Origin of the sequence: Acidicapsa ligni, from assembly GCF_025685655.1 — a bacterium.
In the GTDB taxonomy this organism is placed as follows: Bacteria; Acidobacteriota; Terriglobia; order Terriglobales; family Acidobacteriaceae; genus Acidicapsa; species Acidicapsa ligni.
Genome location: NZ_JAGSYG010000001.1, coordinates 314,379 through 338,926, shown reverse-complemented (window position 1 = coordinate 338,926; position 24,548 = coordinate 314,379). Strand labels below are relative to the sequence as shown.

Genomic DNA, 24,548 nt, shown 5'->3' with positions numbered 1-24,548 from the left:
GGCGAGAGGATTTATATTCCCATCCCTGCTGCAAAATGTGCGGTACATTTTGCAGCAGGATTTTTGGCTGCGTGGGGCTCAATCGCAGCGGAGGGCGACTATTGGGTCCACCTTAGTGGCGCGGCGGGCAGGAAGCCACGCTGCAAGCAATGTCATGGCGGCTACAATTACGGCGCAGGTGGCGAATGTCCAAGGGTCGGTAGGGCTTAGCTGGTAGAGGAGTTTGGTTAGGATTCCCGCGGAAGCCAGGGCTATAGGCATGCCGAGCGCGAGGCCAAAGGCCAGGAGGATTACAGATTCGCGAAGGATCATCCAAAGCAGGGTGCGAGTCTGTGCGCCGAGTGCGCGGCGGATGCCGATTTCGTTGGTGCGGCGAACCACGGAGTAGCTCATGAGGCCGTAGATCCCGAGGCAGGCGAGAAATACTGCGAGGCTTCCGAAGAAAGCGGAGAGCTGGGCGATGAGCGATTGGGTCGCGATGGAGTTGGCGACCTGCTCTTTGAGGGTGGAGACTCCACTGACGAGAATGTTGGGATTGGCCTGGGCTACGATCTGACGCACGGCGGTAATGATGGGGCCAGGGTCGCCAGCGTAGCGCACAGTGAAATTGCCATAGAAGCCGACTCGCTGGGTGCAGGGAAAGTAGGCAGCCATCTGTCCGGATCGACCGAGGGAGGTGTATTTGGCGTCTTTGACTATGCCGATCACCTCGATTTCTTCGGGGTCAGCGGGATCGTCGCCGAGGACGAAGTGATGACCGACTGCTGAGCCATCGGGGAAGAAGAGATGGGCCATGGTCTGGTTGATGACAGCGACCTTAGGCGAGGTCTGTGTGTCGTGCGAGGAAAATTCGCGGCCTGCCTGGATGGTCAAGCCCATGGTGGCGAAGTATCCATTGCCGACGTTGTTCAGGAATACATCGTGGCGGTTTTCGGGCGTGTTGGGTATGCCCTGGAAGGTGGCGTTTTCCGTCCAGCTACCGTTGTTGAAGGTGAACAGCGAGAAGCTGTCGGATTGGACTCCGGGGATTGCCAGAACGCGGGACTCGATCTGTTCCTGGAGCTGGACGGAGCGAATCTCTTCAGGAGAACCGTGGGGGAGATTGGCAGCGCTGGCATCGAGCGAAAAGAGGAGAGCGTTCTGCTTGTTGAAGCCGGTGTCGATGCTGGTGAGATTGGTCAGGCTACGCAGGAAGAGTCCGGCTGAGGCCAACAGAAGCACGGAGAGCGCGATCTGGCCGACGATGAGGCTTTGCGCAAGGATGCTGCGCGTGGAGGCTGTACCCCCGCCGCGGCCCTCTTTGAGCGCAGGCGTGAGTGCCAGGCGAGTGGCTTTGAGTGCGGGGAGGGTGCCGAAGAGAAGCGCGGTTAGGACGGTCAGAGCAAGGGTGAATGCCAGGACAGGTAAATCGGGAGTGAGATTGACTGGAACTGGAGCCGGGCCGGGCATGGCCATGTGCAGCAGGATTGGGCTGGCCTTCCATGCGAGGGTTATTCCGAGAGCCGCGCCCGTGAAGGCGATCAACGAACTCTCGGTAAGCAACTGGAGAACGATGCGGCGGCGTGAGGCTCCGAGAGCCATGCGAACGGCAACTTCGCGAGCGCGTGTAACGCCGCGTGCAAGCAGCATGTTGGCGATGTTGGCGCAGGCGATGAGCAGGACCAATCCGACGATGGTCATCAGGATTTTCAAAGGCAACGAGAACGTCAGGCGCAGGCCGGACAGGCCGTTTGCTGCGGAAGTGAGTTCGATGTTTGCATGTTGAATGCTTGCGAGCTCTTTCTGCGATGGATTGGCGCCGACGTAATCGCTGCGCAGGATCTGCTTGAAGAGCAGGTTCGTGCTGGCGCTTGCCTGCGGAGTGGAGACTCCGGGCTTGAGGCGGGCGAGGATGTCGAGGGATTGAAAAAACTTATCGCCAATGCCGTTCCAGCCGGGCGAGATTTCTTTCTCCATCGATAGGGGAATCCAGAGATCGGGAGATCTTCCAACGTTCGTTCCGAAGAAGCCGGGCTGGGCGACTCCGATGAGTGTGTAGTCGTGGGATTGGATACGGATGAGCTTGCCCACTGCGGCGGGGTCGCCGTTGAATTTGCGCTGAAACCATGCGTAGTTGGCGACGACTACAGGACCACCGCCGGGAGCTTGATCGTCAGCAGTGGAGATGGTGCGGCCAAGAAAAGGCGGCACGCCGAGAACAGAGAAGTAACTTCCCGACACGAGATCAATGTTGACGGGTTCGAGCGCGTTGCCAGCTACAGAGGCGTACAGCCCGAATGGCATGCTGTTGATTGCGGCGACACCGCTGAAAGCATCGGTTTTACTGCTGAATTCGCGGAAGAATGGATAGGAAAAGAGTCGCCAGGTGCCATCGGGCAAGTCATTGGTGCTGCCTTCTGCTCTGCCATCCCCGAAGAGAACGAGTTGCTGCGGATTCTGGACTGGCAGCGGGCGCAGCATGATGGCGTTCATCAGGGTGAAGATAGCGGTGTTGGCGCCGATGCCGAGTGTGAGTGAGAGCAACGCAACACTGGTGAAACCGGGGCTCTTAATGAGCCCACGTACGCCAAGGCGGACGTCTTGAAGGAAGTTGTCGGCAAAGGATTCCCAGCGCGAGGACCACACCTGATGCTTGACGGAGTTGCGACTGCCCATCTCGATTTTTGCGGCGCGGGTGGCGGCTTCGGGGCTCATTCCGCTGTGCTGTTTGTGGGCAGCCGATGCGGCCATGTAGCTGTCCAGTTCTTCGTCGAGTTCGCTGTCTATGCGCGGCTTCTGGATGAGGGATTTCAAGCCGGTGATCAGGTTTTGCAGGACGTTCATGGCGGTCTCCATCGCGTAACAGGGAGTTTGTTTCACGCGTTTAGGTTTCAGGCTTCAAGGATGCGGCTGATAGCGGCTATCTGGCGCTGCCATTGCTCGGTTTCCGCAGTGAGGGCTTTGCGGCCTTTCGCAGTCAGCAGGTAATACTTGGCTCGGCGGTTGTTCTCGGTGGCGCGCCACTCGGACTTGACGCGCCCGGCGCGTTCCATGCGGCTGAGCGCAGGCAGGAGCGAGCCCGGATTGACCCGGAAGACGCCGTCGCTGATCTGCTCAATGCGCAGAGCGACGCCGTAGCCGTGCATGGGTTCGAGTGCGAGGGTTTTCAAGATGAGCATGTCCAGTGTTCCCTGGATCATGTCTCTTGATTTCGAATCCTGGGATTTCGAATCGTCTATTTTTTCAGGCACGGATTTGTTCCTCTTGATAGACAAGAGGAGACACCGTGCTCCACTTGATTGTCAAGAGGAAAGAAAATATTTTATGAATGCCAGCTTGCTGCCTGGTCTGCCTGTGGTCTGTTGCTAACTCGCTGCGTAACTCGACTGGTAGCTGGATATGTAGGTCGGTGCGGGATAGCGGGAGCCGGTAGCCATCAATTTTTCAATAGCTTCAGGCTTCTGAATGCCGCCTCGGGCACCTACGGACATACAGTTCAGGGCTGCGGCAGCACCGGCATAGTCGAGTTGTCGAGGCAGAGGCCAGCCTTGCAGTAATCCGTAGATGAAACCGGCATGGAAGATATCTCCAGCGCCGGTGGTATCGACAACGGGTACCTGAAAAGCGGGGCTGAAGTGGAATTGTTTTCCATCCCAGGCGAGTGCGCCGTCGGGGCCGAGGGTTGCAGCGGTGAGTACGGAACCGAAGCGATGCTGCATCCTGCGCAGTGCTGTTTCAAGATCAGGCTCATGCATGAGGCGGCTCGGAAAATCGCGGCTGACGATGAGGTAGTCAACTTTTTCGATGAGCTGCTCGACGCCGGGATAAAGTTCATCCAGATCGGCGATAACCGGAATGCCTGCTTCGCGAGCCCAGGTGGCGGCGAGAGTAGCTGCAGCGGTGTCGTAGCCGTCCACATGCAGGGCGCGGGCGTTGACGATCCATTCGCGCTTGAGTTCAGCGGCGGGCATGTCGAGGCGCTCATCCTTGCGCCAGAGAACGGTGCGTTCGCCCTGCGCGTCTACGAGGATGAGGGACTGGCGGCTGGAGCAATCCGGCACGGTGATGAGCTGTGTGTCGACGCCGAGGCGGTCAAACTCTTTGCGGTGCAGAGTGGCTGCACTGTCATCGCCGAGTTTGCCGACGTAACGGGTCTTGAGACCCCAGTTCTGGCAGGCGACGACGGTGGTCGCCACTTGTCCGCCGGGGAGGATGGTCACGCTGCTGAACTCTACTTTGGAGCCGCGCTGGGGATAGGTATCGAAAGGAATGACCGTGTCCGTCGCGTTAAGACCGACGCCGACAAGGTCGACCTGGAGCGATTGCGTCATCTTGTTACTTTACATCGCCAGGGGTATGAATCCCCATGCCGGACGGGCACTTCCCATCGCAAAATCAAGATGGATCGTGCCCGTTCGGGTTATGAAGACTTGCTTTCCTGCCATGGTTTGTGGCGGATTTACTGGTTATTGCCCTGGGTGAGTTCCGCGGCTACGGGTTTGAGATAGCCGAAGAGGCCACCTGTGCCGTTGTCCGGGCCAGCGGTGAAGTAGAGTTCCGACGCAGGCGCAGCGGAGGTGTCATAGCTGCTGGTGGAGGCGCTGTTGGCCGGGCTGATGGCCCAGAGGCCGGGGATGGAGAGTGTTTTACCGGAGGCATCCTTGATGTCGCCGATGAAGTCGCCGGTCACGGGGTTATAGACAGCGATTGTGCCGCCGAACTCGGCCGGGTTGCCGCCAGCGAACTGGCCAATGAGCAGGTCATGGCTGAAGGCGCCGAAGTCGAGAGGCGCAAGCGCGATGCCCCAGGGTGCGTTGAGCCAACGGCCATGCTCAAGCCGCTGCAGGAGCTTGCCGGTGGACGAGAAGATATCGACGTAGCCGAGACCCTCGCCATCGGTTTCAAATGGATTGCCTTCCTGATGAAGCACAAAGGTGACGACGATGTTGTTGCCGATGGCCTGGACGTTGAAAGGGACAAAATCGCGCGGCAGGCGGTCGTCGGAGAAGAGCGATTCATTGCTGTTGCTGGCGAATTCATTTTCGTCAAAACGATCGTGATTGCGATCGTTGTCATGTCCGCTGATTTTCGAGAGCGGTACTTTGGCAAATGCGTTGTCGAATACGTCAACGCGTCCCTTGGTGAAGTTAGCGGCGTAAAGATAGGTTTTGCCGTCGATTTTTGCAGAGGTGAGGCCCGTATAGCTGGAGCCATCCGTCGCCTTGAAAACTACAGTAGCCAGTTTGGAAGGAGCTACTCCACCGGCGGGAATGCCTACGGTTGGATTCCATGCAGAGATAGTGCCGTCAATGGTGGCGAAGAGGAAATCAGCCGGTTTGCCGGGGGCAAGCAGGAAGTCTGTGGTGCTGGCATTGGAGATTGTGCCGGTTGGTGTGCCGGTTGGAAAAGTCTTGCTATTGGGGGCTGCTTTAGGAATGGTGACAACTAGAGAATTGATGGTTCCAACGCCGTTATATAAAGTGCTGAGACCTGTTCCGTTGTCGGAGACCCACCAGTCAGAGCTGGATGTCCGGGAGAGTCCCCAGGGGTTGACGAGATTGGGGTCGGTGATTGGAGCGATTCCGGAAGTATTGGCCACCAGGTTCACTTGGGTATAGTGTTGGGCGAAAGCTGCAGGTACTGTTGCCAGTGCCAGCAATGTTGCTGCTGCGAGGTACGAAAGGTCTTTCATCGAACTCTCCAACTAAGTAAGTATGTGGGGCCCCGCAAATTTATTTAATGCCACAAGTACCGATCCGGATCGGAGGGTAGTTGAATCGGCCTATTGGCTGGATATGGAATCTGCGTGCGGGGGGGCGCAGGCCAATTCCTAACGCAGTGTATGTCTCTCCAGATGTTGAGATGTCACGGAGTTGTCAAAGCTTTGTCACATCTGCGAGGCCCGAAAAGCAGGAGAGTTTCTCACTCTATGCAACATGCGGTTAGGATGGAGCGGGACAGTTAGGAGCTTGATTGCCATGAAGATGCGGCCGGGTGGAGTTACTGGATTTCTCTTGTGCGGAAAAGAGTGGACGGATGGAGAGGCGATGGAGGTTCGATCGCCGTGGGACCAGGGGTTGGTTGGCCGGGTTACTGTCGCTACACGCAATGACGCACGGCAGGCGGTGACACATGCAGCAGCAGCAATGCGACGTACGCGCGCGCTGCCAAGGTGGAAGCGCAAGGAGATTCTGGAAGACATAGCTGCTGCGCTGATCGAGCAGAAGGAGCGGTTTGCGCAGTTGATTGTGGCTGAGGCGGGCAAGCCGGTTCGTACAGCGAGGATCGAGGTCGAGCGCGCGATTTTGACCTTTAAAACCGCGGCTGAAGAAGCAGTACGGCTGGGCGGGGAATCGATTCCGCTGGATCTGACGGAAGGAAATGAAGGGCGCTGGGGCCTGGTGCAACGGTTTCCCGTCGGTCCGGTGCTGGCTATTACGCCGTTCAATTTTCCACTGATGCTGGTGGCGCATAAGCTGGCTCCCGCGATTGCGGCGGGGTGCCCCGTGGTGCTGAAGCCAGCGCCGCAGACTCCGTTCACCGCACTGGCGCTTGGGGAAGTGATTTTGAAGGCCGGATGGCCCGAGGAGGCGTTGGCAGTGCTTCCACTGAGCAACGAGGATACCGCGTGGCTCGCCGAGCGCGAGGACCGGCTGAAGATGGTGAGCTTTACCGGTTCAGCGAGGGTGGGCTGGGCGCTCAAAGCCAAATCCGGCAAGAAGCGGGTGGCTCTGGAACTGGGCGGGAATGTGGCGATGATCATTCATTCCGATTGGCGCGGACCCGATATGGATCAAGACCAAAGCTTGGACGTGGTGGCTATGCGAACGGCGATAGGCGCATTCGGCTATGCGGGGCAGAACTGCATTTCTGTTCAGCGAGTCTACGTGGAGCGGTCGATCTTTCAGACTTTCATCTGGAAGGTGGTGGATCGTGCCCAGAAAATGGTGCGCGGAAATCCCGTGGATGATGCGACGGAAATTGGGCCGGTAATACGGCCGTCCGACGCAGACCGGATCGAAAGCTGGGTGAAAGAAGCGATTGCCGGCGGAGCCAAGCTGGTTGAGGGCGGAGGTAGAAACGCCGCGTCCCATTCGCTGCTGGAGCCTACCGTGTTGACCGGCACGCAACCGGGCATGAAGTTACATGATGAAGAAATCTTTGGGCCGGTCGTGATGATCGAGCCTTACGATGATTTCGAAGATGCGCTGGCTATGGTGAATCGTTCGAAATACGGACTGCAGGCCGGGCTTTACACGCGGGATGCCGGCCGCATCATGACGGCTTATCGGGAGCTTGAAGTGGGCGCGGTGATTGTTGGGGATACTCCGACATGGCGGATGGACACGATGCCTTATGGCGGGGTGAAGGACTCCGGATTGGGGCGCGAGGGAGTGCGCTGGGCAATTGAAGAAATGACTGAGCCGCGAATGCTGGTCATGGCCATGTAGACCGTTGGGTACGGCACAGAAAAGGGCGCGGCGAAACTGATCCCTCGCCCTGTGCCGGACTGTTCGGTTCGAGCTGCTTCTATCTCCGGCAGCGACCCTGGGCGGCGAGCCTCAGACAATGATCTTAGGGCAGTGTTTTTAGGGGGGATGCGTGGTTTTTGGACAAAGAGCAAATCATGTCTGGCGTGTTAATGAGAACGATTCCATGGCAACGTTTCCCACTGCGTGAGACGAGATATGGGTTCGGCGTAGTAGGCTTGTGAGGCGAATTTCCGGGCTTTAAAATTTGTTTGTTTTCAATTGGTTAAGAAAATTCCGGCGAGAATTTTTTTTCAAGTTCAGGCATGTACGCCGGTGTGCTTCGGCACGTTTCACTGCTATATTGATTTTTCGGGTGCGGTTCCTCATTTGGACAGCTCCTAATTTTCAACACACGGAATAGCCAATACGGTGTGGCTTCGCTCGCACGGCGAGGACGCAAACGAACGCAAGGAATAACCGGAAGCAGGGAAGCATTCATGGCGCAGATTTTTGACCGCAGCTCGAACTCGCTGGCGCGAATGAGCCTGGTCCTGACGGGTCTGATTGTGATCGCACTCGGTGTAACGCTGGATTCGTTGCAGCGTTCTCCGTGGGTGACACGGCAGGGTCAGAGGCCGGACCAGCCGGTGCCGTTCAGCCACAAGCATCATGTGCAGGGACTGGGATTGCAATGTCAGTACTGTCACGTCTCGGTTGAAAAATCGAGCTACGCGGGTATCCCGCCGACCAAGACCTGCATGAATTGTCATGCTCAGATCTGGACGAATGCGGCATTGCTCGAGCCGGTTCGCCATAGCTGGGCGACGGGCGAATCGATTGCCTGGACCAAGGTGCACGACCTTCCCGATTACGTCTACTTCAATCACTCCATTCACGTGAACAAGGGCCTGGGCTGCGCAAGCTGCCATGGCCGAGTGGACCAGATGCCGCTGATGTACCAGCAGAACACGCTCCAGATGGAGTGGTGTTTGAACTGCCATCGCGATCCGGCGAAGAATCTGCGGCCCGTGAGCCAGGTGTACAACATGGCCTGGGAAGGTCCGTCGACGGAGAAGCCGGTGTGGTGTGCGGTGAGCGATGAGAAGACGGGTAAGCCGACCGCGCAGAGCATCGATTGCCAGACCAAGGATCCGAGCCAAAACACGGAAGTTGCTTCTCTGAGCATGCCGGGATTGAAGTTGCCCGGAATGCACGGAACTTCGGCGCAGGTCGGCGGGGCAATGACTGCGATGACCGCGATGACTCCAATGCTGCCGGCAACTTTGAGCTATACCAAGTTCACCAGTCAGCGAGCACTTGGCAACTACCTGATCGACCACTACAAGATTCGTAAGCCGAATGAGCTGGCGAGCTGCGAGGTATGCCACCGATGAGCGCAGAACTCGAGAAAGTCGCAATGGGCGTCGCTATGAACAAGGATCAGAACCAAGACTCACCGCTGACGCTGGCCCAGGTTCGGACGCAGCTCAAGGGCGTGAAAGGCAAGAAGTACTGGCGCTCGATCGATGAGCTTGCAGGAACGCCGGAGTTTGAAGCTGCCGTCGCCAAGGAATTTCCAGACCAGGCGCAGGAGTGGGTTGATCCTGTTTCGCGCCGCGGATTTTTGAAGCTGATGTCGGCTTCGATGGCGTTGGCTGGGCTGGCCGGCTGCACAAAGCAGCCCGACGAGCCGATCTACCCTTACGTCAAGCAGCCTGAGGATTTGATTCTCGGCAAGGCCAATTATTTTGCTACTGCGCACCCCTTTCCGACAGGCGGAGTTCCGCTGCTGGTGAAGAGCGATGCGTATCGGCCGATCAAGGTCGATGGCAATCCAGATCACCCTTACAACCAGGGTTCTTCTGACCCATTCACGCAGGGAACACTGCTCGACCTGTACGATCCGGATCGTTCGCAGCATGCGACGTTACGCGGCGCAAATGCTGAGTGGGTCGATTTTCTTACGGTCTATCGTGAGCGGCTGGCAGCGGGCAAAGCTAACGGCGGCGATGGGATCTACTTCCTGTCCTCCACGATTACCTCGCCTACGCTGGCGCGGCAGTGGAAAGAGGCGCAAGCCGCTTATCCCAAGGCCAGGCTGATTCAGTACGATCCGATCAATCGCGACTCCGTTCATGCGGTGCTGGGCGAGAAGGATGTGCAGTACTCGCTGGATGATGCGGATGTAGTTGTCACACTGGATGCGGACTTTTTGTCGGGAGCAAGTTTTCCTGGTTTCCACAAGCTCACGCGCGAATTTGTGCAGCGCCGGAAGCTGACGGGCAAAGATCTGAATCGCCTCTACTCGGTCGAGAGCACCACGACGACGACCGGCATGAAGGCGGAGCATCGGCTGGGCCTGCGGGCGAGCGAGATTCCTGCATTTGCCGCAGCGCTTGCAAGCGCAGTGGGCGTTGCGACTTCTGCTCCGTCGTATAGCTGGACCGCAGAGCAGGCAAAGTATCTGGCTGCGCTGGCCAAGGATCTGAAGGCTCACGCAGGCAGGAGCGTTGTGATTGCCGGGGAGCAGCAGGATCCTTCCGTGTTGGCTTTGGCGCTGGCGATCAACGAGACGCTTGGCAATACGGGTAAGACGGTCTTCTTTACCGACTCCGTGCAGCCGCTGCCGAGTGCACAGAACGATGGGCTGAAGAGCCTGGTCGCCGATATGAATGGCGGCAAGGTCGACTGGCTGATCATTCTGGATTCGAACCCGGTGTACTCCTCGCCTGTCGATCTGAATTTCAAAGCGGCGTTGGGCAATGTGAAAACCAGCGTGCATCTTGGCTCGCATATTGACGAGACGGGTGCAGAAACGATCTGGCATTTGCCCGCGGCTCATTATCTGGAGACGTGGAGCGATGTTCGCGCCTATGATGGCACGGTTTCGGTGATTCAGCCGCTGATCGAGCCGCTTTACAACGGACATTCAGCCCACCAGATATTCCAGGGCATGCTCGATGATCCGCAGTTCTCTGCGTATGAAGCGGTGCGCGAGACTTGGAAGCCGGTCATTTCAAAGTCGGGTGAATTTGAACTGGGCTGGCGTAAGGTACTGCATTCGGGCTGGATTGACGGCACTGCTTTCGACAAGGCTGCCTCTGCTTCGGTTGCGAAGCTGACGGCTCCTGCACCATCGTCGAAGGATTCGATTGAGATTATCTTCCGGGCCGATCCGACAATCTTCGATGGCCGCTACTCCAATGTCGGCTGGTTGCAGGAGTTGCCGAAGCCGGTAACGAACCTGAGTTGGGATAACGCAGCACTTATGTCGGGTGCCACGTTGACCCGCTTGGATGTTGAAGAAGGCGACATCCTGGAAATCAATCTCGGCGGGCGGGCGGTTCGAACTCCCGTGCTGGTTGTGCCGGGGCATCCGGATAATTCCGTCAGCCTTTATCTCGGCTACGGCAGGGAAGCGGCTGGACGCGTGGGATCGGGTCAGGGCTTCAATGCCTTCCTGATTCGGAACTCCAGTGCCCCGCTGGTTGCTGCTGGAGCGAGCCTCAAGAAGGTCGATGGCAAGTGGGGTTTTGCGGTTACAAAGAGCCACTATCAGGATCATCGCGGCAAGTTGGCCGGTGGCGAGGGGAACGGTAACTACTCGCTCGAAACCAACGAGGCTGAGACGCGCGGCATTATTCGTTCGGCGACCTGGGATGAGTTCAAGGCGAACCCGGGCTTTGCGAATGAGGGCGAAAATCATCCCAAGGACCAGCGCGACGTTACGCTGTTTCCTAACTGGGAGTACAAAGACAATGCCTGGGGCATGTCGATCGATCTGAATAGCTGCGTGGGCTGCAATGCCTGCATTGTGAGTTGCTACGCGGAGAACAATATCGCGGTGGTAGGCAAGCAGCAGGTGCGGATTGGCCGCAACATGCAGTGGCTTCGCATCGATACGTACTTCGAGGGAGATCTCGCGGCACCGAGGGCGCACTTCCAGCCCATGGCCTGCCAGCATTGCGAGAACGCTCCGTGCGAGCAGGTTTGCCCGGTAGGCGCGACGGTGCATACGCCGGAAGGCCTCAATACGATGGTCTATAACCGCTGCGTGGGCACTCGTTACTGCTCCAATAACTGCCCCTATAAGGTGCGCCGCTTCAACTTCCTGCTGTTCTCGGATTACGAGACGGAAAGCCTGAAGTTGATGCGCAATCCGGATGTATCGGTTCGTTCTCGCGGCGTGATGGAGAAGTGCAGCTACTGTGTGCAGCGCATCTCGGAAGCGAAGATCAACGCCGACAAGGAAAATCGCGCAGTACTCGATGGTGAAATCGTGACGGCCTGCCAGCAGGCATGCCCGGCGAGCGCGATCACTTTTGGAAATATCAATGACAAATCCAGCAAGATAGCCAAGCTGCACGACGATGAGCGGAGCTACTCAGTGCTGGCCGATCTCAACACCCGCCCGCGGACGAGGTATATGGCCGCGGTCCTGAATCCGAACCCCGAACTAGCCGAGGCGCCTGAAGAGCACGCCCCGGCGAAGGGCTAAGAGGCGCTACTGGCGATGGCAACGAAAGACTTCAAAACAGAAGATCCGAGGCTGGACCCCGAGACCGGAGAGTTTCGGGTACTAGCGCCGGGTCAAGATTTCAAGTCGGTGACCGAGAAGATTTCGGGCATTGTGTTGACGCCCAAGACTTCTCTGGGCTGGTTCGCGATCTTCTCGCTGGGCGGAGCGGTTGCGACACTGGTGCTGGTGGCGGTGACCTGGTTGTTCCTCAAGGGCACCGGAATCTGGGCGATCACGCAGCCAGTGGCATGGGGCTTCGCGATCATCAACTTTGTCTGGTGGATCGGTATCGGCCATGCCGGAACGCTGATCTCGGCGATTCTGCTGTTGTTCAAGCAGGGCTGGCGTAACTCGATCAACCGGTTTGCCGAGGCGATGACGATTTTCGCCGTGGTCTGCGCCGGTATGTTCCCGCTGATTCACGTAGGCCGTCCGTGGTTGGGATATTGGCTCTTCCCGCTGCCTAATACGATGAACGTGTGGCCGCAGTTCCGGTCGCCGTTGTTGTGGGACGTCTTCGCGGTATCGACGTACGCGACCATCTCGGTGGTCTTCTGGTATGTCGGCCTGATTCCTGATTTTGGAACCATGCGCGACCGGTCGCAGTCCAAGTTTGCGCAGTTCGCTTACGGCCTGGTCTCACTCGGTTGGCGCGGTTCGGTCCGTCACTGGATGCGGTATGAAACGGCATCGCTCCTACTGGCGGGTCTGGCAACGCCACTGGTGCTTTCGGTGCACACGGTCATCAGCTTCGACTTCGCGGTGGCAGTACTGCCGGGCTGGCATACGACGATCTTCCCCCCGTACTTCGTGGCCGGCGCGATCTATTCGGGTTTTGCGATGGTGTTGACACTGGCGATTCCGCTGCGCAAGGCGTATCACCTGGAAGGGCTGGTTACCGATCGCCACATCGACAACATGGGCAAAGTCATGTTGGGTACCGGTCTGATTGTGGCTTACGGGTATGGCATGGAAGTCTTCATGGCCTGGTACTCGGCCTCGCACTGGGAGTTCTTCATGATGTGGAATCGTATGTTCGGCCCGATGGGCTGGTCGTACGGCATCCTGATCGCCTGCAATATCGCGATTCCGCTGACGACACTGTGGAGCAGGAAACTGCGGACGAATATTACGTTCATGTTTCTGATCTCGCTGGTAGTTAATACGGGCATGTGGTTTGAGCGCTTCGTGATTGTTGTAACCAGCCTCTACCGCGACTTTCTTCCCTCTTCGTGGGGTACGTATCGCGCGACGAAGTGGGATTATGCAACCTATGTGGGCACCCTGGGCTTGTTTACTGCGCTGTTCCTGTTGTTCGTGCGCTTCCTGCCCATGATTCCTATGAACGAAATCAAGATGATGCTGCCATCGGCCAAGATCACTCCCAAGGCTGAGCCGATCGTAGATGCGGGTGGTGACTGATGCCTGTTGCAGTGGAAGGAATTTACGGCATTGTGGCCGAATTCGATACGCCCTCAGACTTGGTGAGGGCTGCGCAAGCCGCTTACAAGGATGGCTGGCGTCGTATGGATTGCTATACGCCCTATCCGGTGGAAGAAGCGGCGGAAGCGATCGGCTTTCATAAGAACAAGGTTCCGCTGGTTACCCTGACGGGCGGGCTGATGGGGTTGTGCGCGATGTTTTCGCTGGAGACGTGGATTTCGACGCTTGCATATCCATTGAATATTGGTGGACGGCCCACGTATTCCTGGCCGGCATTCATTATTCCTGCGTACGAATGGACGATCCTTTTTGCAGGGCTTTCCGCGGCTTTTGGCATGCTGGCGATGAATGGTTTGCCGAGCCTGTACCATCCGCTCTTCAATGCTCCTAACTTTCGCGATGGCGCGACCCAGGACAAGTTTTTTCTGTGCCTGGAAGCGCTGGATCCTAAATTCGATGTGGCTGAAACGCGCGCGTATCTCGAGAGCTTTGCTCCGACATCCGTGGTGGAGGTGGAGTACTAATGCGTAAAGTCTTCACCAACATTGCCGCTGGACCCCGAACCGGTAGAGTCGTCCTGCTTGCCCTGGCAACTGCAGGAACGCTATTTGCCGTCGGCTGCCGGCAGGACATGCATAACCAGCCAAAATTTGTACCCCAGCGGGGAACAGAATTTTTCGCGGATCACCGCTCGGCGCGGCCCCAGGTTGAGAACACTGTGGCGCGTGGTCAGCTACGGGAAGATAGCTACTTCTACACCGGCACAGTTCAGGGAGCCAATGGATATCGCGAAGAGCGGGATCAGTTGCCCTTTCCTGTAACGATGACCGTTTTGAAGAAGGGCGAAGAGCGCTTTAATGTTTACTGCACTCCCTGCCATTCGCGCGTGGGCAACGGGTTGGGTGCCATTGTTCAGCGTGGATATAAGCCAGCGGGCAATCTCAATGATCAGGCAAGGCGTGCGCAACCGCTTAGCCACTATTTCTATGTGATGACACATGGATATGGCGCCATGCCGGACTATTCTTCCCAGATAGCTCCGGAAGATCGCTGGGCAGTAGCGGCGTACATTCGCGCTCTGCAACTGAGCCAGAATGCCACGGAGAAGGATCTTCCGACTGGCGCGAAGGTTGAAAATCTGAAAGATATTGCGGCTGCAAAAGGGCTGCCCGAGGGCTTCGCAGGACCATGGGAGTTGCCGACAACTGCCATACAGGCATATCCGGCGGATGGTTCGCAGGGGACGCCGGGAATGGGTCCGGCTTATCCGTTAGATCCCAAGATCTCTGTTCCGCATTCGGCTCCGGCCGCGGGCAAATCAACGACCAGTAAACCGTCTGAAGCGCCGATAGCGCCCACGGCGGGGAATTAAGGAGCCAGGAAGAAACCGCATGGCACACGCTCCTCACGCAAAAGTACTTCCCTCCGATCTTGGGGCCCCGGCGTTTGTCAACGCATGGCGAGCTCGTGCTCTCATGGTCACGGTTTTGTTCACGGTGGTAGCCGTTGTTCTGGCATTCCTCGACGGCTCGGTTGAGCATGTTTATCGTGCATGGCTGCTGGGGCTGATGATGACGTTCGGCTTCGCCTGCGGCGGCTTGACTTTGCTCATGGTGCAGTATGTCACCGGCGGCAAATGGGGTCTGCTCCTGCGACGGCCATTGGAAGCGATGAGCCGCACTCTTCCGCTGGTCTTCGTCTATTGGCTTGGTCTCGGGCTGGTGATGAAGAAACTCTATCTCTGGGCTCAGTTCAGCGACGGAGCGGCTGCGCTCAAGCAGGGCCTGATTAACGAGGAAGAGGCTCACGCTATCGACTGGAAGCATCCCATGCTGAACGCTACGGCATTCTGGGTGACGGGTCTGGTTTGCTTTGCCATCTGGGGCCTGTACGTGTGGCGGCTGAACGTGCTCAGCCTCAAGCGCGAGCAGGATTCGCCGGTGAACACACCGTACTGGATCAAGAAGTTTGAAAACATCAGCGGACCTGGCATTCTCGTGTACTCGCTGACCATGACGGCTGCCGTCATTTACTGGGTGATGTCGCTGGATGTGACCTGGTACTCGTCGATCTATGGATTGCTCTTCCTGGTCGGGCAGGGCTACATGGTGCTGGCATTGGCCATCATTACCGCGATCTCGTTGTCGAAGGCCGAGCCGTTCAAGACAATCCTGCGGCAAACGGAGCAGTACGATATGGGCAAGTTCATGTTTGCCTTTGTCATGCTCAATATCTACCTGGCGTTTTCGCAGTTCCTGATCATCTGGTCGGGCAATCTGCCGGAAGAAATTGTCTGGTATCAGAATCGGATTCTGGGTCACTGGGGAATCATTCTCACGCTGGACTTCATGTTCCACTGGCTGATTCCGTTCTCGCTGCTTCTTTCCAAGGATCTGAAGAAGAACAAGAAACGACTGGTTCGCGTGGCGCAGTGGATGATCTTTGCCAAGGCATTCGATCTCTTCTGGCTGATTGAGCCGAACTTCAAGGATGCAGCCAAGAATTTGCACTTCAGTTGGGGAATTCTTGAATATGTCGCAGTGCCGGTGGCGATGGTTTCGCTCTGGGTGGCGTACTACTGCACAAATCTGAAATCACGTCCGCTGGTGCAGACGAACGATCCGCATCTGGCGGAGATTCTGGAGCCTGAACATGCACACGCATGAGCCGTGGGATTCAAGGCAGGGAGCGAAGGTCGATAGTTCGCTCGGATATGAAGGAACAGACGTCAAGGTTTCGGGCATCATCGTCTTTCTGACGGCGCTCGGTATCTTTGTCGTGGTGACGGCAGTGCTCTGCGTAGGTATCGGTAAGGTGATCAACTCCCAGCTTGCGAAGGCGGATGGCCCGGTAACCAAGTGGAATCATCCGGTCGATGTACGGAAGTTGGGAAACCTGGCGACGAGTCCGGAGCTGCAGCAGCAGTTTTCGCAGCTGACAAATCGCTTCCCGACACCACGTCTGCAGAATGATGACGGCTACCAGGAAATCACCGACATGCACGCCAAGGAAGATCTTCTGCTGAACAATTACAGCTATGTGGATCAATCCAAAGGCACGGTGCGAATTCCGATCGATCGGGCGATGGAGTTGATCGCGGAGCGTGGTTTGCCGCAGGCTCCTGAGAATGAGGCCGTTATAGAAAAGCCGCTGGCAGATGCTGCCGCACCGGTGGTCAAGGCGCCTCTCACGAGCGGTTTTGCAAGGACGGGATACGAACAGGATCAGATTGCCAAGGCAGAGGCCATCAAAGCGCAGGAGTAGGCGTTGAGTAGGAATAGGCGTTTAAGGCAATCTTCAACACTGGTTGAGCCAGATTGGGATAGATGCAGGATATGAAGGCAATGCGCACAATTCGATGGAAGGCTCGGGCAGCGGGTATTGCTGCCGGGCTGTGCGTCTTGCTGTGTGCGGGAGCCACTCTTCTATCGGCGCAGGTGTCTTCGGTTGGAGACAAGCAGGTTGGTCCGGAAAACGATCAACCGACCATTCTGCAGAAGGTTGGCATCCAGCAGCGGTTGAACGAACAGCTGCCCCTGGGTCTGAACTTTGTGGATGAGACGGGCAAAGCGGTGCAGCTTGGCAGCTACTTCGGCAAGCACCCGGCGATTCTGGCTCTGGTGTATTACCAGTGCCCGATGCTCTGCTCTGAGGAATTGAATGGTTTGACGGCGGCATTGCGCATGGTACATCTGACGCCGGGAAAAGATTTTGATGTGGTTGTGGTGAGCATCGATCCGACTGAAGGGCCGGACCTGGCGATTGCTAAAAAGAGCAGCTACATCAAGCGTTACGGCAAACCGGAGACGGCGGATGGCTGGCATTTTCTCACGGGGAAGCAGCCCGCCATCGACGCGTTGACGAAGGCTGTTGGATTTGGGTACGTGAAGATTCCCGGGCCGGACGGCAAGCTCAATCAGTTCGCGCATGCCAGTTCGATCCAGATTGTTACACCGACGGGCAAGCTGGCGCAGTACTACATGGGGGTGGAGTATTCACCCAAGGATCTGCTTCTTGGACTCGTTGAGTCTTCGTCCAACAAGATCGGTTCGCCGGTCGCAAACATTTTGACGTATTGCTACCACTACGATCCTGCGACCAACACGCACAGTCTGATTGTTGCGCGCGTGATGCAGATGGGTGGCTTAGTGATGGTGCTCGGCCTTGGTGGCTTCATGCTGGTGATGTTCCGCAAGGATGCACACCAGGCCAAAGAATTGAAGTCCCATGTACCCGGGAAACAGGCGAACGAATAACGGATAACAAGGGTGAACGGATAACGGAATGGATCATCTCAGTCCAGTAATCTGGCAGTTCTTAATTAAGTGGCTGACCAACTTCGCGGTAATTCCGCCTGAAGCGTCGCGTATTGCGCCGCAGGTCGATGCGCTGCTTGTCTTTATGACCCTGGTTAGCCTGGTCGGCCTTACATTGGTGGCCTTGCTGATGACCGCCTTCTCGATCCTGTATCGCCGCGATCGCAATCCGGTGGCTACGCAGATCGAGGGCTCGACACTGCTGGAGGCCACATGGACCATCATTCCGTTGGGCTTGTTCCTGGTGATGTTCGTGTGGGGATCTGTTCTGTACTTCCGCATCTACACGCCTCCGCCAAACGCAATGAACATCTACGTGGTGGGCAAGCAGTGGATGTGGAAAGCGGAGCATCCGGGCGGCCAGCATGAAATCAACAGCCTGCATGTGCCGATCAACCAGCCGGTCCAACTGACGATGATCTCGCAGGATGTTTTTCATAGCTTTTCGATCCCGGCATTCCGGGTCAAGCGCGAGGCGATTCCTGGCCGGTATACGACGGTCTGGTTTGAAGCGACGGCCGTGGGAACCTATCACCTGTTTTGCACGCAGTATTGCGGAACAGCCCACTCGGCGATGATTGGCGAAGTTGTCGTGCAGAGCCCCGAGGATTACAAGAAGTGGCTGGCTGGGTCCACCAGTGGTGTTTCTCTGGCACAGAACGGTGAGCGTCTTTTCGCGAGCCTGAGCTGCAATGCCTGCCACAATGGACAGCCCAACTCGCGCGGTCCAAGTCTGGCCGATGTTTACGGATCGAAACTGAATCTGACCACGGGGCAGCCCGTGCTGGTGGATGAAGCGTACCTGCGTCAGGCGATTCTGAATCCATCCGCGCACATTACCGAAGGCTATGCGCCGATCATGCCGACATACCAGGGGCAGATCAGTGAAGAAGGGCTGATTTCTCTGGTGGAATACATCAAAAACCTGAGCTCGAATTACCGCGTTCAGCAGACGTTGAACACGAGTGCGTTACTGCCTGAATCTCCCGACAAGAAGGCAGCCGGCGCGCAGGGGGTAGCAAAGCCATGAGCACAATCGTAAGTCTTCCCGACCAGTCAACGGCGCGGGTACCAAAGCGCAATTATCTGACGAATGAAAATGGGCTTCTTAGCTGGCTGCTGACGGGCGACCATAAGCGGATCGCGATCCTGTATCTGATTTCGATCACGTTTTTCTTCTTCATCGGTGGCGCGCTGGCAGGCTTGATTCGTATGGAGCTGCTGACTCCGCAGTCGGACCTGATGGCCTCGGACACCTACAACAAGATCTTCACCATGCATGGCGTGGTTATGATCTTCCTGTTCCTCGTGCCTTCGGTACCTGCCACGCTTGGAAACTTCCTGATCCCGATCATGATCGGCGCAAAGGATCTGGCTTTCCCGAAGATCAATCTGCTTAGCTGGTATCTCTATCTGGCTGGCGGCACGATGACCCTCGCGGCCATGATCACGGGCGGCGTCGATACGGGTTGGACGTTTACGACTCCGATGTCGACCCACTTCTCAAATACGAATGTGGTCACGACGGGCCTGGCGATCTTTATTGCCGGGTTCAGTTCAATCTTTACCGGACTCAACTTTATCGTGACGGTTCACCGAATGCGTGCGCCGGGTATGACGTGGTTCAAGCTGCCGCTCTTTGTCTGGGCGAACTATGCAGCCTCCGTACTGATGGTGTTGGGAACGCCGGTTCTGGCAATCACCCTGGTACTGGTGGTATTGGAGCGGACGGTCGGCATTGGCGTCTTTGATCCGACCAAGGGCGGCGATCCGATTCTCTTCCAGCATTTGTTCTGGTTCTACTCCCATCCTGCGGTGTACATCATGATTCTGCCGGGATTTGGAGTCATCTCTGAGGTCATCTCCACCTTTAGCCGCAAGCGGATTTTCGGTTATACCGCTGTCGCATTTTCTTCGATGGCTATCGCGGTATTCGGCTTCTTCGTCTGGGCACATCACATGTTCATCATGGGCGTGTCGAACTACGCCGTACTGGTGTTCAGCTTGCTGACCATGCTGGTTGCGGTACCCTCGGCAATCAAGATCTTCAACTGGGCATTCACTTTGTACAAGGGCTCGATTACATTCGAGACACCGATGTTGTATGCCTTCGGCTTCATGGGGTTGTTCACGATTGGCGGGTTGACTGGCGTGTTTCTCGGATCGGCCGGTACCGACATCCATCTGACGGAAACCTACTTCATCGTGGCGCACTTCCACTTCGTAATGGTGGGCGGCATGTTGATGGCCTTCCTGTCGGGTATCCATTTCTGGTGGCCGAAGATGACAGGTCGTATGTATCCGGAGAAGATTTCGCAGCTCGCGGCTGTTGTGACCTTCATCGGATTCAACCTGACCTTCTTCCCGCAGTTTCTTCTGGGAATGTTGGGCATGCCGCGACGGTATGCTGCCTATCCCCCTGAGTTCCAGGTGCTGAATGTATTCTCGACCGCGGGTGCAACGATTCTCGGCGTGGGATATCTACTGCCGATGATCTACCTGGTGTGGTCGCTCAAGTACGGCAAAGTGGCGGGCAACAATCCGTGGCAGGCTACGGGACTTGAGTGGCAGATCCAATCGCCACCATTGACCGAGAATTTTACGACGATTCCGATTGTTACGCAGGACGTATATGACTATGAATGGCTGGAACGCCAGAAAGAGCATGAGGTGACGCATGTCGGATAGTCACGCGATCGCGACAGCAGAGTCAGGACACGATCATGGTGAGCACCCGGCATATCTGCGCCATCATTTTGTGTCACTGGAGCAGCAGCAGGAAACAGCCAGCTTTGGCATGTGGCTATTTCTGCTGACGGAAATCATGTTCTTTGGCGGCTTGTTTACCGCCTATCTGATCTACAGGAACTGGTACTACCCGGCGTTCGTAGCGGCTTCGCATACGCTGAATATTTTCGAAGGCAGTCTCAATACGCTGGTGCTGATTACGTCGAGCTTCACGATGGCGATGGGTGTCTGGTGTGCGGAAACCAAGCGCCGGCAGGGTTTGATCATCTCCCTGGTTCTGACTCTTATCCTGGGTCTGGGCTTTTTGGGGATCAAGGCGGACGAGTACCACGAAAAGTATGTCAAGCATCACATTCCAGGTCACACCTTCAACGCACAGGGATTTGTTCATCCCGATCAGGAGGCTTTGAAGGGCGGCGAAAAGCCGCTGGCTCCGGATATGGCTGCGAAGACGGAAGTTTACTTCTCGCTCTACTTCGCTATGACTGGCATGCACGCGGTTCACATGATCATCGGAATTGCGTTGCTTTGCGGAATGCTGTGGAAGGCGACTCGCGGCGGGTACATGGATGGGAATATCGCCTATGTCGAGAACTTTGGGTTATATTGGCATTTCGTCGACATTGTATGGATTTTCCTGTTTCCTCTGCTTTATCTCATCAGCCGACATCAGTAGCTGGATAGGCAATTCCGGCAAGAACCTCTCAGGGGACAAGAGTTATGTCTGAACATTTCGCAAATCATGATCCCGACTCGGGTCACACGGAAAACGAGCAGCATATCGTCGGGCCGCTGACCTATTTCACCATTTTTTGCTGCCTGCTGCTTGGTACGGCGCTTACGATCGGGGCTTCGTACCTCGAATTAGGACCATGGAATCCAGTACTGGCAATCCTGATTGCAGTGATCAAGGCGACGCTTGTGATCCTGTTCTTTATGCATATCAAGTACAGCTCAAAGCTGATGAAGCTGACGGTGGGAGCAGGTATCTTTACCTTTCTCATCCTCGTAGGCATGTCGCTTTCGGACTACATCAGCCGCGCCTGGGGGCAGTGGTAGTTCTCAGATAACTTTGAGATGCGAAGACGCGACCGGAATTCCGGTCGCGTCTTCTTTATTAGAGGAGAGACGTTTCGCTTGGATCAAAAGTACACTGCCTAGGACATCGGGTTGAGGGTGGCACGTCCCTATGATGCAAACTGATTTCGTCTACGACTGCACTCCGAGTTTTGTGTACCCTTGTGCTTTAAACGCATCCCGTTATACCGGCAAAGAACGCGACTCCGAATCAGGAAACGACTACTTCGGGGCAAGGTACTACGCCTCCAGCATGGGCCGCTTCTCCAGTCCAGATCCATCTGGGCTTTACTACGCCGACCCAGAGAATCCCCAGAGCCTGAACCTATACAGCTACGCTCAAAACAACCCACTAAAGAACATAGACCCAGATGGACTGCGGTGTGTTTGGGACGATGGGAGTTTCGACGCTGAAGATGATAAGCAGACAGGCAACCAAGGTGGTTGTGAAGGTCAGGGTGGACGCTGGGAGACGCCTGGAACCTATGCACCAGGTGTTGATTGGGCAAGCTCAAACCAAGACGGAACGTTGACATTGCACGGCGTAACGGGATCTGATCAATCTGTTTCCGTAACCGCAACCGCAGTAGGAATGACCGCCGATACGTCTGTTTGGGTGGGAGGGTATCTCGCGGATTTCGGTATCGCATACGCAAACGCGTCACACTATCTCACTGGCGGATCAGATATTCCGTATTACCGGTTTTTCATGACGCACTATTGTGGCCCCGGAGGAGCGGGGGACCCAACCGGAGTCATGGACAGAGCTTGTAAGGCTCACGACGAATGCTATGCGGCAGCTGGACTCGATGCTTCGGTCAACACTAGCTCATCCGCCACTTTAACCCTCCAGCAAGCATCCGCTGCCCAGGGTTGCAATCAAGCGTTATACAACGCCGCTCGAAGCAATCTGAAGGCATCCGGATCGGCCGCGTTACGGCTGTGGCTAACGAAGGGCGATCAGACGCCATTCCGAGGTCACATTCTTGCGCCCGGCACAGAAGCGAAACAATGGTAGGTGGGACGATGGTTATTCTTTGCATGGTTCTGATGGCAATTTGCCTTGCTACCGAAGGCGTTATTCTGCTCTTCTCGGGGTTTCCGCTTCCGGGGCAACCGCTTCTGCTCTATGCGGTAGGAGTCGTGTGGGCTTTGACTTCATTGTCGATGTTCGTCTTCCGTAGATGGCCTTTGGCTACGACGGCTTTGGGTTGCTTGCTTTTTGCGGCCAATGCCTATGATCTGTGGTTTCACTCTAATGAGGAGAAATCCGTTCCGTGGTTTCTGTACCAGCATAGTGTTGAGATTATATTCATCGGCCTATCGTGCATCGGATTTGCTCTACTCCGAAGACGGAGAGGGTCGGCATCCGCACCACAGATGCATGTATGACGCACTCCGCTTTTTGTTCGGAAGGGCCACGTTATACCGGCAAAGAACGGGATTCCGAATCAGGTAACGGCTACTTCGGGGCCAGCTACTACGCGAGTTCAATGGGCCGGTTAATGAGCCCTGATTACGACGACGATGACGACGATCCAGAGCCGGTACCATACGCTGATTTGGAGAATCCACAGAGTCTAAATCTTTATGGGTATGTGAAGAATAATCCGATAACGAATGTAGATGACGATGGACATCTCGACTGCCCCGGAGGAGCCACTTAGGACGTGGCTTGTGCGGTTACTGCTGCTGCGGGGGCAGTGTGGGGTTGGCTTACAAGCGGAAGGGGTTCGTCGTCGAATAATGGCGATACCGGCCCAGAGGTTCAGCCTCCATCAGATCCAAACTTTACGCCTCAGCTACAAACTCGCCCAGCGATTCAGCCAAACGCGGGCCATACATATGTCATACCGCCCCAATGGGCATTCAACGCAACTGCACTTGCAGCCGGTGCGTATTTCAGCATGAAGAGCGAGCGAGGGACACAGCATGAAAACCCCAATCCAACCAAGGGTGTGCAGCCGCGAAAAGAAAACGGTCAGATTGTCGGATGGTCAGTGAAAGATCCCAAAGGCCCCGGGAAGCGTATAAACAAGAGCATTGAGTGGGGAAAACAATACGGGCTTAACCCCGGCGATCCCAAATGGGCCTACGCCGCGGGAGCCGCTGCGACTGCGGGTGCAGCGGGTGCGGAGGGAGTAGCCTGGTGGTGGAGGTTATTCGCTTTTCAAGTCCTTCCGAATTGCTGATCTTAGCTAGATGTACCTGCGCAGGCAATCTGAATCGATTGAAATTAAGCCCCGGCAAGGAGCCATATGAAATCTGTGAAACTGAAAGAGGAGTTGGACCCGGAAAAGCTTTTTGCTGTGGCCGAGGAACACGAGGAGCGGGGCGAGTTTAAGAGGGCATTCAACTGTCTTTTGAAAGCCGCACGGATTGGGCATGCTGGCAGTCAGCTCAACCTCGGCAATTTCTATTCAGATGGAAAAGGGATAGGGAGGAACACAGAGGAAGCTGCCCGCTGGTATAAAGAGGCATATAAGAATGGAGACAGGTCTGGAGCACTGAATCTAGCTATAGATTTAAGGAGGCAAGGTAAGGTCAGATCCGCAGTGGCTTGGTTCAAGAAGGCTATAGCAATGAGGGCGGGCAGTGCATATCTTGAACTAGCGAAGATGTACAAATCTGGGCGCAGCGGCCAGAAGGTTGCTGTGGGCCCGCTACGACAAGCTCTAATGTTAAGCCCTAGCGATCTAAGCGACGACGAAAGGGAAGAGGCTCAATCTCTACTGTATGAGATATTGAAGCATAACAAGAAATGCACATAGTCCCTTTCGCATTCTAAACTCTCATCCTGACCCGCAAATCCTTGCCGCAAAGAGAGCCATGCTACGCATAGCATTTAGGGTGACGTGTCACCCTAGCCGGATTCTTGGGTGGCGGCAAACGTGCTGCTAAGAGAAAAACCGCATCAGGGGGTTCCGAGCTAGAAATCTGCACCACATCAGGGCATCGACGAGCGTAACTCCACGGCTGCAATAGGCTTGTGGG

The 24,548-nt window shown here is 56.2% G+C and carries 21 protein-coding genes; 17 read left to right on the top strand and 4 right to left on the bottom strand.

The features are described from left to right. Positions 1-78: 78 nt before the first annotated feature. From OHL19_RS01360 to OHL19_RS01345, 4 genes are all read right to left on the bottom strand, one after another. Positions 79-2,823, bottom strand: a complete 2,745-nt coding sequence (locus tag OHL19_RS01360; RefSeq protein ID WP_263355782.1) for an ABC transporter permease — start codon at positions 2,821-2,823, stop codon at positions 79-81. A gap of 47 nt (positions 2,824-2,870) precedes the next feature. Further along, positions 2,871-3,179: a PadR family transcriptional regulator gene (locus tag OHL19_RS01355; protein WP_263356790.1), complete on the bottom strand. Its 309-nt coding sequence runs from the start codon at positions 3,177-3,179 to the stop codon at positions 2,871-2,873. A gap of 165 nt (positions 3,180-3,344) precedes the next feature. Then, entirely contained in the window at positions 3,345-4,310 is a 966-nt protein-coding gene (locus OHL19_RS01350) for a carbohydrate kinase family protein (protein ID WP_263355781.1), read from the bottom strand. Positions 4,311-4,438: 128 nt separating this feature from the next. Beyond that, on the bottom strand, positions 4,439-5,671 hold the full coding sequence (locus OHL19_RS01345; RefSeq protein WP_263355780.1) for a TIGR03118 family protein: 1,233 nt from the start codon (positions 5,669-5,671) through the stop codon (positions 4,439-4,441). Positions 5,672-5,957: 286 nt separating this feature from the next. Here OHL19_RS01345 and OHL19_RS01340 point away from each other — a divergent pair, with 286 nt between their 5' ends. The 17 genes from OHL19_RS01340 (at position 5,958) to OHL19_RS01260 (ending at position 24,325) form a co-directional block, all read left to right on the top strand. Beyond that, a complete protein-coding gene (locus OHL19_RS01340) occupies positions 5,958-7,430 on the top strand; it encodes an aldehyde dehydrogenase family protein (protein ID WP_263355779.1) in 1,473 nt (490 codons plus the stop codon). 518 nt (positions 7,431-7,948) lie between these two features. Continuing rightward, positions 7,949-8,845 (top strand): cytochrome c3 family protein, encoded by an 897-nt coding sequence (locus OHL19_RS01335; protein ID WP_263355778.1) that lies wholly within the window; start codon positions 7,949-7,951, stop codon positions 8,843-8,845. Next, entirely contained in the window at positions 8,842-11,949 is a 3,108-nt protein-coding gene (locus OHL19_RS01330) for a TAT-variant-translocated molybdopterin oxidoreductase (protein WP_263355777.1), read from the top strand. Before OHL19_RS01335 ends, OHL19_RS01330 begins: the two co-directional genes overlap by 4 nt. A gap of 15 nt (positions 11,950-11,964) precedes the next feature. Further along, positions 11,965-13,392, top strand: a complete 1,428-nt coding sequence (nrfD, locus tag OHL19_RS01325; RefSeq protein WP_263355776.1) for an NrfD/PsrC family molybdoenzyme membrane anchor subunit — start codon at positions 11,965-11,967, stop codon at positions 13,390-13,392. Beyond that, on the top strand, positions 13,392-13,937 hold the full coding sequence (locus tag OHL19_RS01320; RefSeq protein ID WP_263355775.1) for a DUF3341 domain-containing protein: 546 nt from the start codon (positions 13,392-13,394) through the stop codon (positions 13,935-13,937). The genes nrfD and OHL19_RS01320 overlap by 1 nt, the downstream gene beginning before the upstream one ends. Continuing rightward, positions 13,937-14,785: a c-type cytochrome gene (locus OHL19_RS01315; RefSeq protein WP_263355774.1), complete on the top strand. Its 849-nt coding sequence runs from the start codon at positions 13,937-13,939 to the stop codon at positions 14,783-14,785. The genes OHL19_RS01320 and OHL19_RS01315 overlap by 1 nt, the downstream gene beginning before the upstream one ends. Before the next feature lie 19 nt (positions 14,786-14,804). Next, the gene (locus tag OHL19_RS01310; RefSeq protein ID WP_263355773.1) at positions 14,805-16,079 is read left to right on the top strand and encodes a hypothetical protein; all 1,275 of its coding nucleotides are present in this window, start codon (positions 14,805-14,807) and stop codon (positions 16,077-16,079) included. Beyond that, positions 16,066-16,677 carry a hypothetical protein gene (locus OHL19_RS01305; RefSeq protein ID WP_263355772.1) on the top strand — a complete coding sequence of 204 codons (612 nt, stop codon included), beginning with the start codon at positions 16,066-16,068 and terminating at the stop codon, positions 16,675-16,677. The genes OHL19_RS01310 and OHL19_RS01305 overlap by 14 nt, the downstream gene beginning before the upstream one ends. 80 nt (positions 16,678-16,757) lie before the next feature. After that, a complete protein-coding gene (locus OHL19_RS01300) occupies positions 16,758-17,669 on the top strand; it encodes an SCO family protein (RefSeq protein WP_263355771.1) in 912 nt (303 codons plus the stop codon). A 28-nt stretch (positions 17,670-17,697) separates the two neighbouring features. Continuing rightward, entirely contained in the window at positions 17,698-18,759 is a 1,062-nt protein-coding gene (gene coxB, locus OHL19_RS01295; RefSeq protein ID WP_263355770.1) for a cytochrome c oxidase subunit II, read from the top strand. Continuing rightward, positions 18,756-20,417 (top strand): cytochrome c oxidase subunit I, encoded by a 1,662-nt coding sequence (gene ctaD, locus OHL19_RS01290; protein WP_263355769.1) that lies wholly within the window; start codon positions 18,756-18,758, stop codon positions 20,415-20,417. The genes coxB and ctaD overlap by 4 nt, the downstream gene beginning before the upstream one ends. Further along, positions 20,407-21,153, top strand: coding sequence for a cytochrome c oxidase subunit 3 (locus OHL19_RS01285; RefSeq protein WP_263355768.1), 747 nt, complete (start codon positions 20,407-20,409; stop codon positions 21,151-21,153). The genes ctaD and OHL19_RS01285 overlap by 11 nt, the downstream gene beginning before the upstream one ends. Before the next feature lie 44 nt (positions 21,154-21,197). Continuing rightward, positions 21,198-21,536, top strand: a complete 339-nt coding sequence (locus OHL19_RS01280) for a cytochrome C oxidase subunit IV family protein (RefSeq protein ID WP_263355767.1) — start codon at positions 21,198-21,200, stop codon at positions 21,534-21,536. A 130-nt stretch (positions 21,537-21,666) separates the two neighbouring features. Further along, positions 21,667-22,572 (top strand): RHS repeat-associated core domain-containing protein, encoded by a 906-nt coding sequence (locus tag OHL19_RS01275; RefSeq protein ID WP_263355766.1) that lies wholly within the window; start codon positions 21,667-21,669, stop codon positions 22,570-22,572. A 370-nt stretch (positions 22,573-22,942) separates the two neighbouring features. Next, positions 22,943-23,221, top strand: coding sequence for an RHS repeat-associated core domain-containing protein (locus tag OHL19_RS01270; protein ID WP_263355765.1), 279 nt, complete (start codon positions 22,943-22,945; stop codon positions 23,219-23,221). A 3-nt stretch (positions 23,222-23,224) separates the two neighbouring features. Beyond that, on the top strand, positions 23,225-23,746 hold the full coding sequence (locus OHL19_RS01265) for a hypothetical protein (RefSeq protein ID WP_263355764.1): 522 nt from the start codon (positions 23,225-23,227) through the stop codon (positions 23,744-23,746). 66 nt (positions 23,747-23,812) lie between these two features. Next, entirely contained in the window at positions 23,813-24,325 is a 513-nt protein-coding gene (locus tag OHL19_RS01260) for a tetratricopeptide repeat protein (RefSeq protein WP_263355763.1), read from the top strand. Positions 24,326-24,548 lie beyond the last annotated feature (223 nt).

Coding starts and splice junctions, on each gene's coding strand:
- OHL19_RS01260 (WP_263355763.1), top strand. CDS start 23,813: ATGAAATCTGTGAAACTGAAAGAGGAGTTGGACCCGGAAAAGCTTTTT.
- OHL19_RS01310 (WP_263355773.1), top strand. CDS start 14,805: ATGGCACACGCTCCTCACGCAAAAGTACTTCCCTCCGATCTTGGGGCC.
- OHL19_RS01340 (WP_263355779.1), top strand. CDS start 5,958: ATGAAGATGCGGCCGGGTGGAGTTACTGGATTTCTCTTGTGCGGAAAA.
- OHL19_RS01285 (WP_263355768.1), top strand. CDS start 20,407: ATGTCGGATAGTCACGCGATCGCGACAGCAGAGTCAGGACACGATCAT.
- OHL19_RS01350 (WP_263355781.1), bottom strand. CDS start 4,310: ATGACGCAATCGCTCCAGGTCGACCTTGTCGGCGTCGGTCTTAACGCG.
- OHL19_RS01305 (WP_263355772.1), top strand. CDS start 16,066: ATGCACACGCATGAGCCGTGGGATTCAAGGCAGGGAGCGAAGGTCGAT.
- OHL19_RS01315 (WP_263355774.1), top strand. CDS start 13,937: ATGCGTAAAGTCTTCACCAACATTGCCGCTGGACCCCGAACCGGTAGA.
- OHL19_RS01275 (WP_263355766.1), top strand. CDS start 21,667: ATGATGCAAACTGATTTCGTCTACGACTGCACTCCGAGTTTTGTGTAC.
- OHL19_RS01300 (WP_263355771.1), top strand. CDS start 16,758: ATGCGCACAATTCGATGGAAGGCTCGGGCAGCGGGTATTGCTGCCGGG.
- nrfD (WP_263355776.1), top strand. CDS start 11,965: ATGGCAACGAAAGACTTCAAAACAGAAGATCCGAGGCTGGACCCCGAG.
- coxB (WP_263355770.1), top strand. CDS start 17,698: ATGGATCATCTCAGTCCAGTAATCTGGCAGTTCTTAATTAAGTGGCTG.
- OHL19_RS01360 (WP_263355782.1), bottom strand. CDS start 2,823: ATGAACGTCCTGCAAAACCTGATCACCGGCTTGAAATCCCTCATCCAG.
- OHL19_RS01335 (WP_263355778.1), top strand. CDS start 7,949: ATGGCGCAGATTTTTGACCGCAGCTCGAACTCGCTGGCGCGAATGAGC.
- OHL19_RS01280 (WP_263355767.1), top strand. CDS start 21,198: ATGTCTGAACATTTCGCAAATCATGATCCCGACTCGGGTCACACGGAA.
- OHL19_RS01330 (WP_263355777.1), top strand. CDS start 8,842: ATGAGCGCAGAACTCGAGAAAGTCGCAATGGGCGTCGCTATGAACAAG.
- OHL19_RS01355 (WP_263356790.1), bottom strand. CDS start 3,179: ATGATCCAGGGAACACTGGACATGCTCATCTTGAAAACCCTCGCACTC.
- OHL19_RS01320 (WP_263355775.1), top strand. CDS start 13,392: ATGCCTGTTGCAGTGGAAGGAATTTACGGCATTGTGGCCGAATTCGAT.
- OHL19_RS01270 (WP_263355765.1), top strand. CDS start 22,943: ATGACGCACTCCGCTTTTTGTTCGGAAGGGCCACGTTATACCGGCAAA.
- ctaD (WP_263355769.1), top strand. CDS start 18,756: ATGAGCACAATCGTAAGTCTTCCCGACCAGTCAACGGCGCGGGTACCA.
- OHL19_RS01345 (WP_263355780.1), bottom strand. CDS start 5,671: ATGAAAGACCTTTCGTACCTCGCAGCAGCAACATTGCTGGCACTGGCA.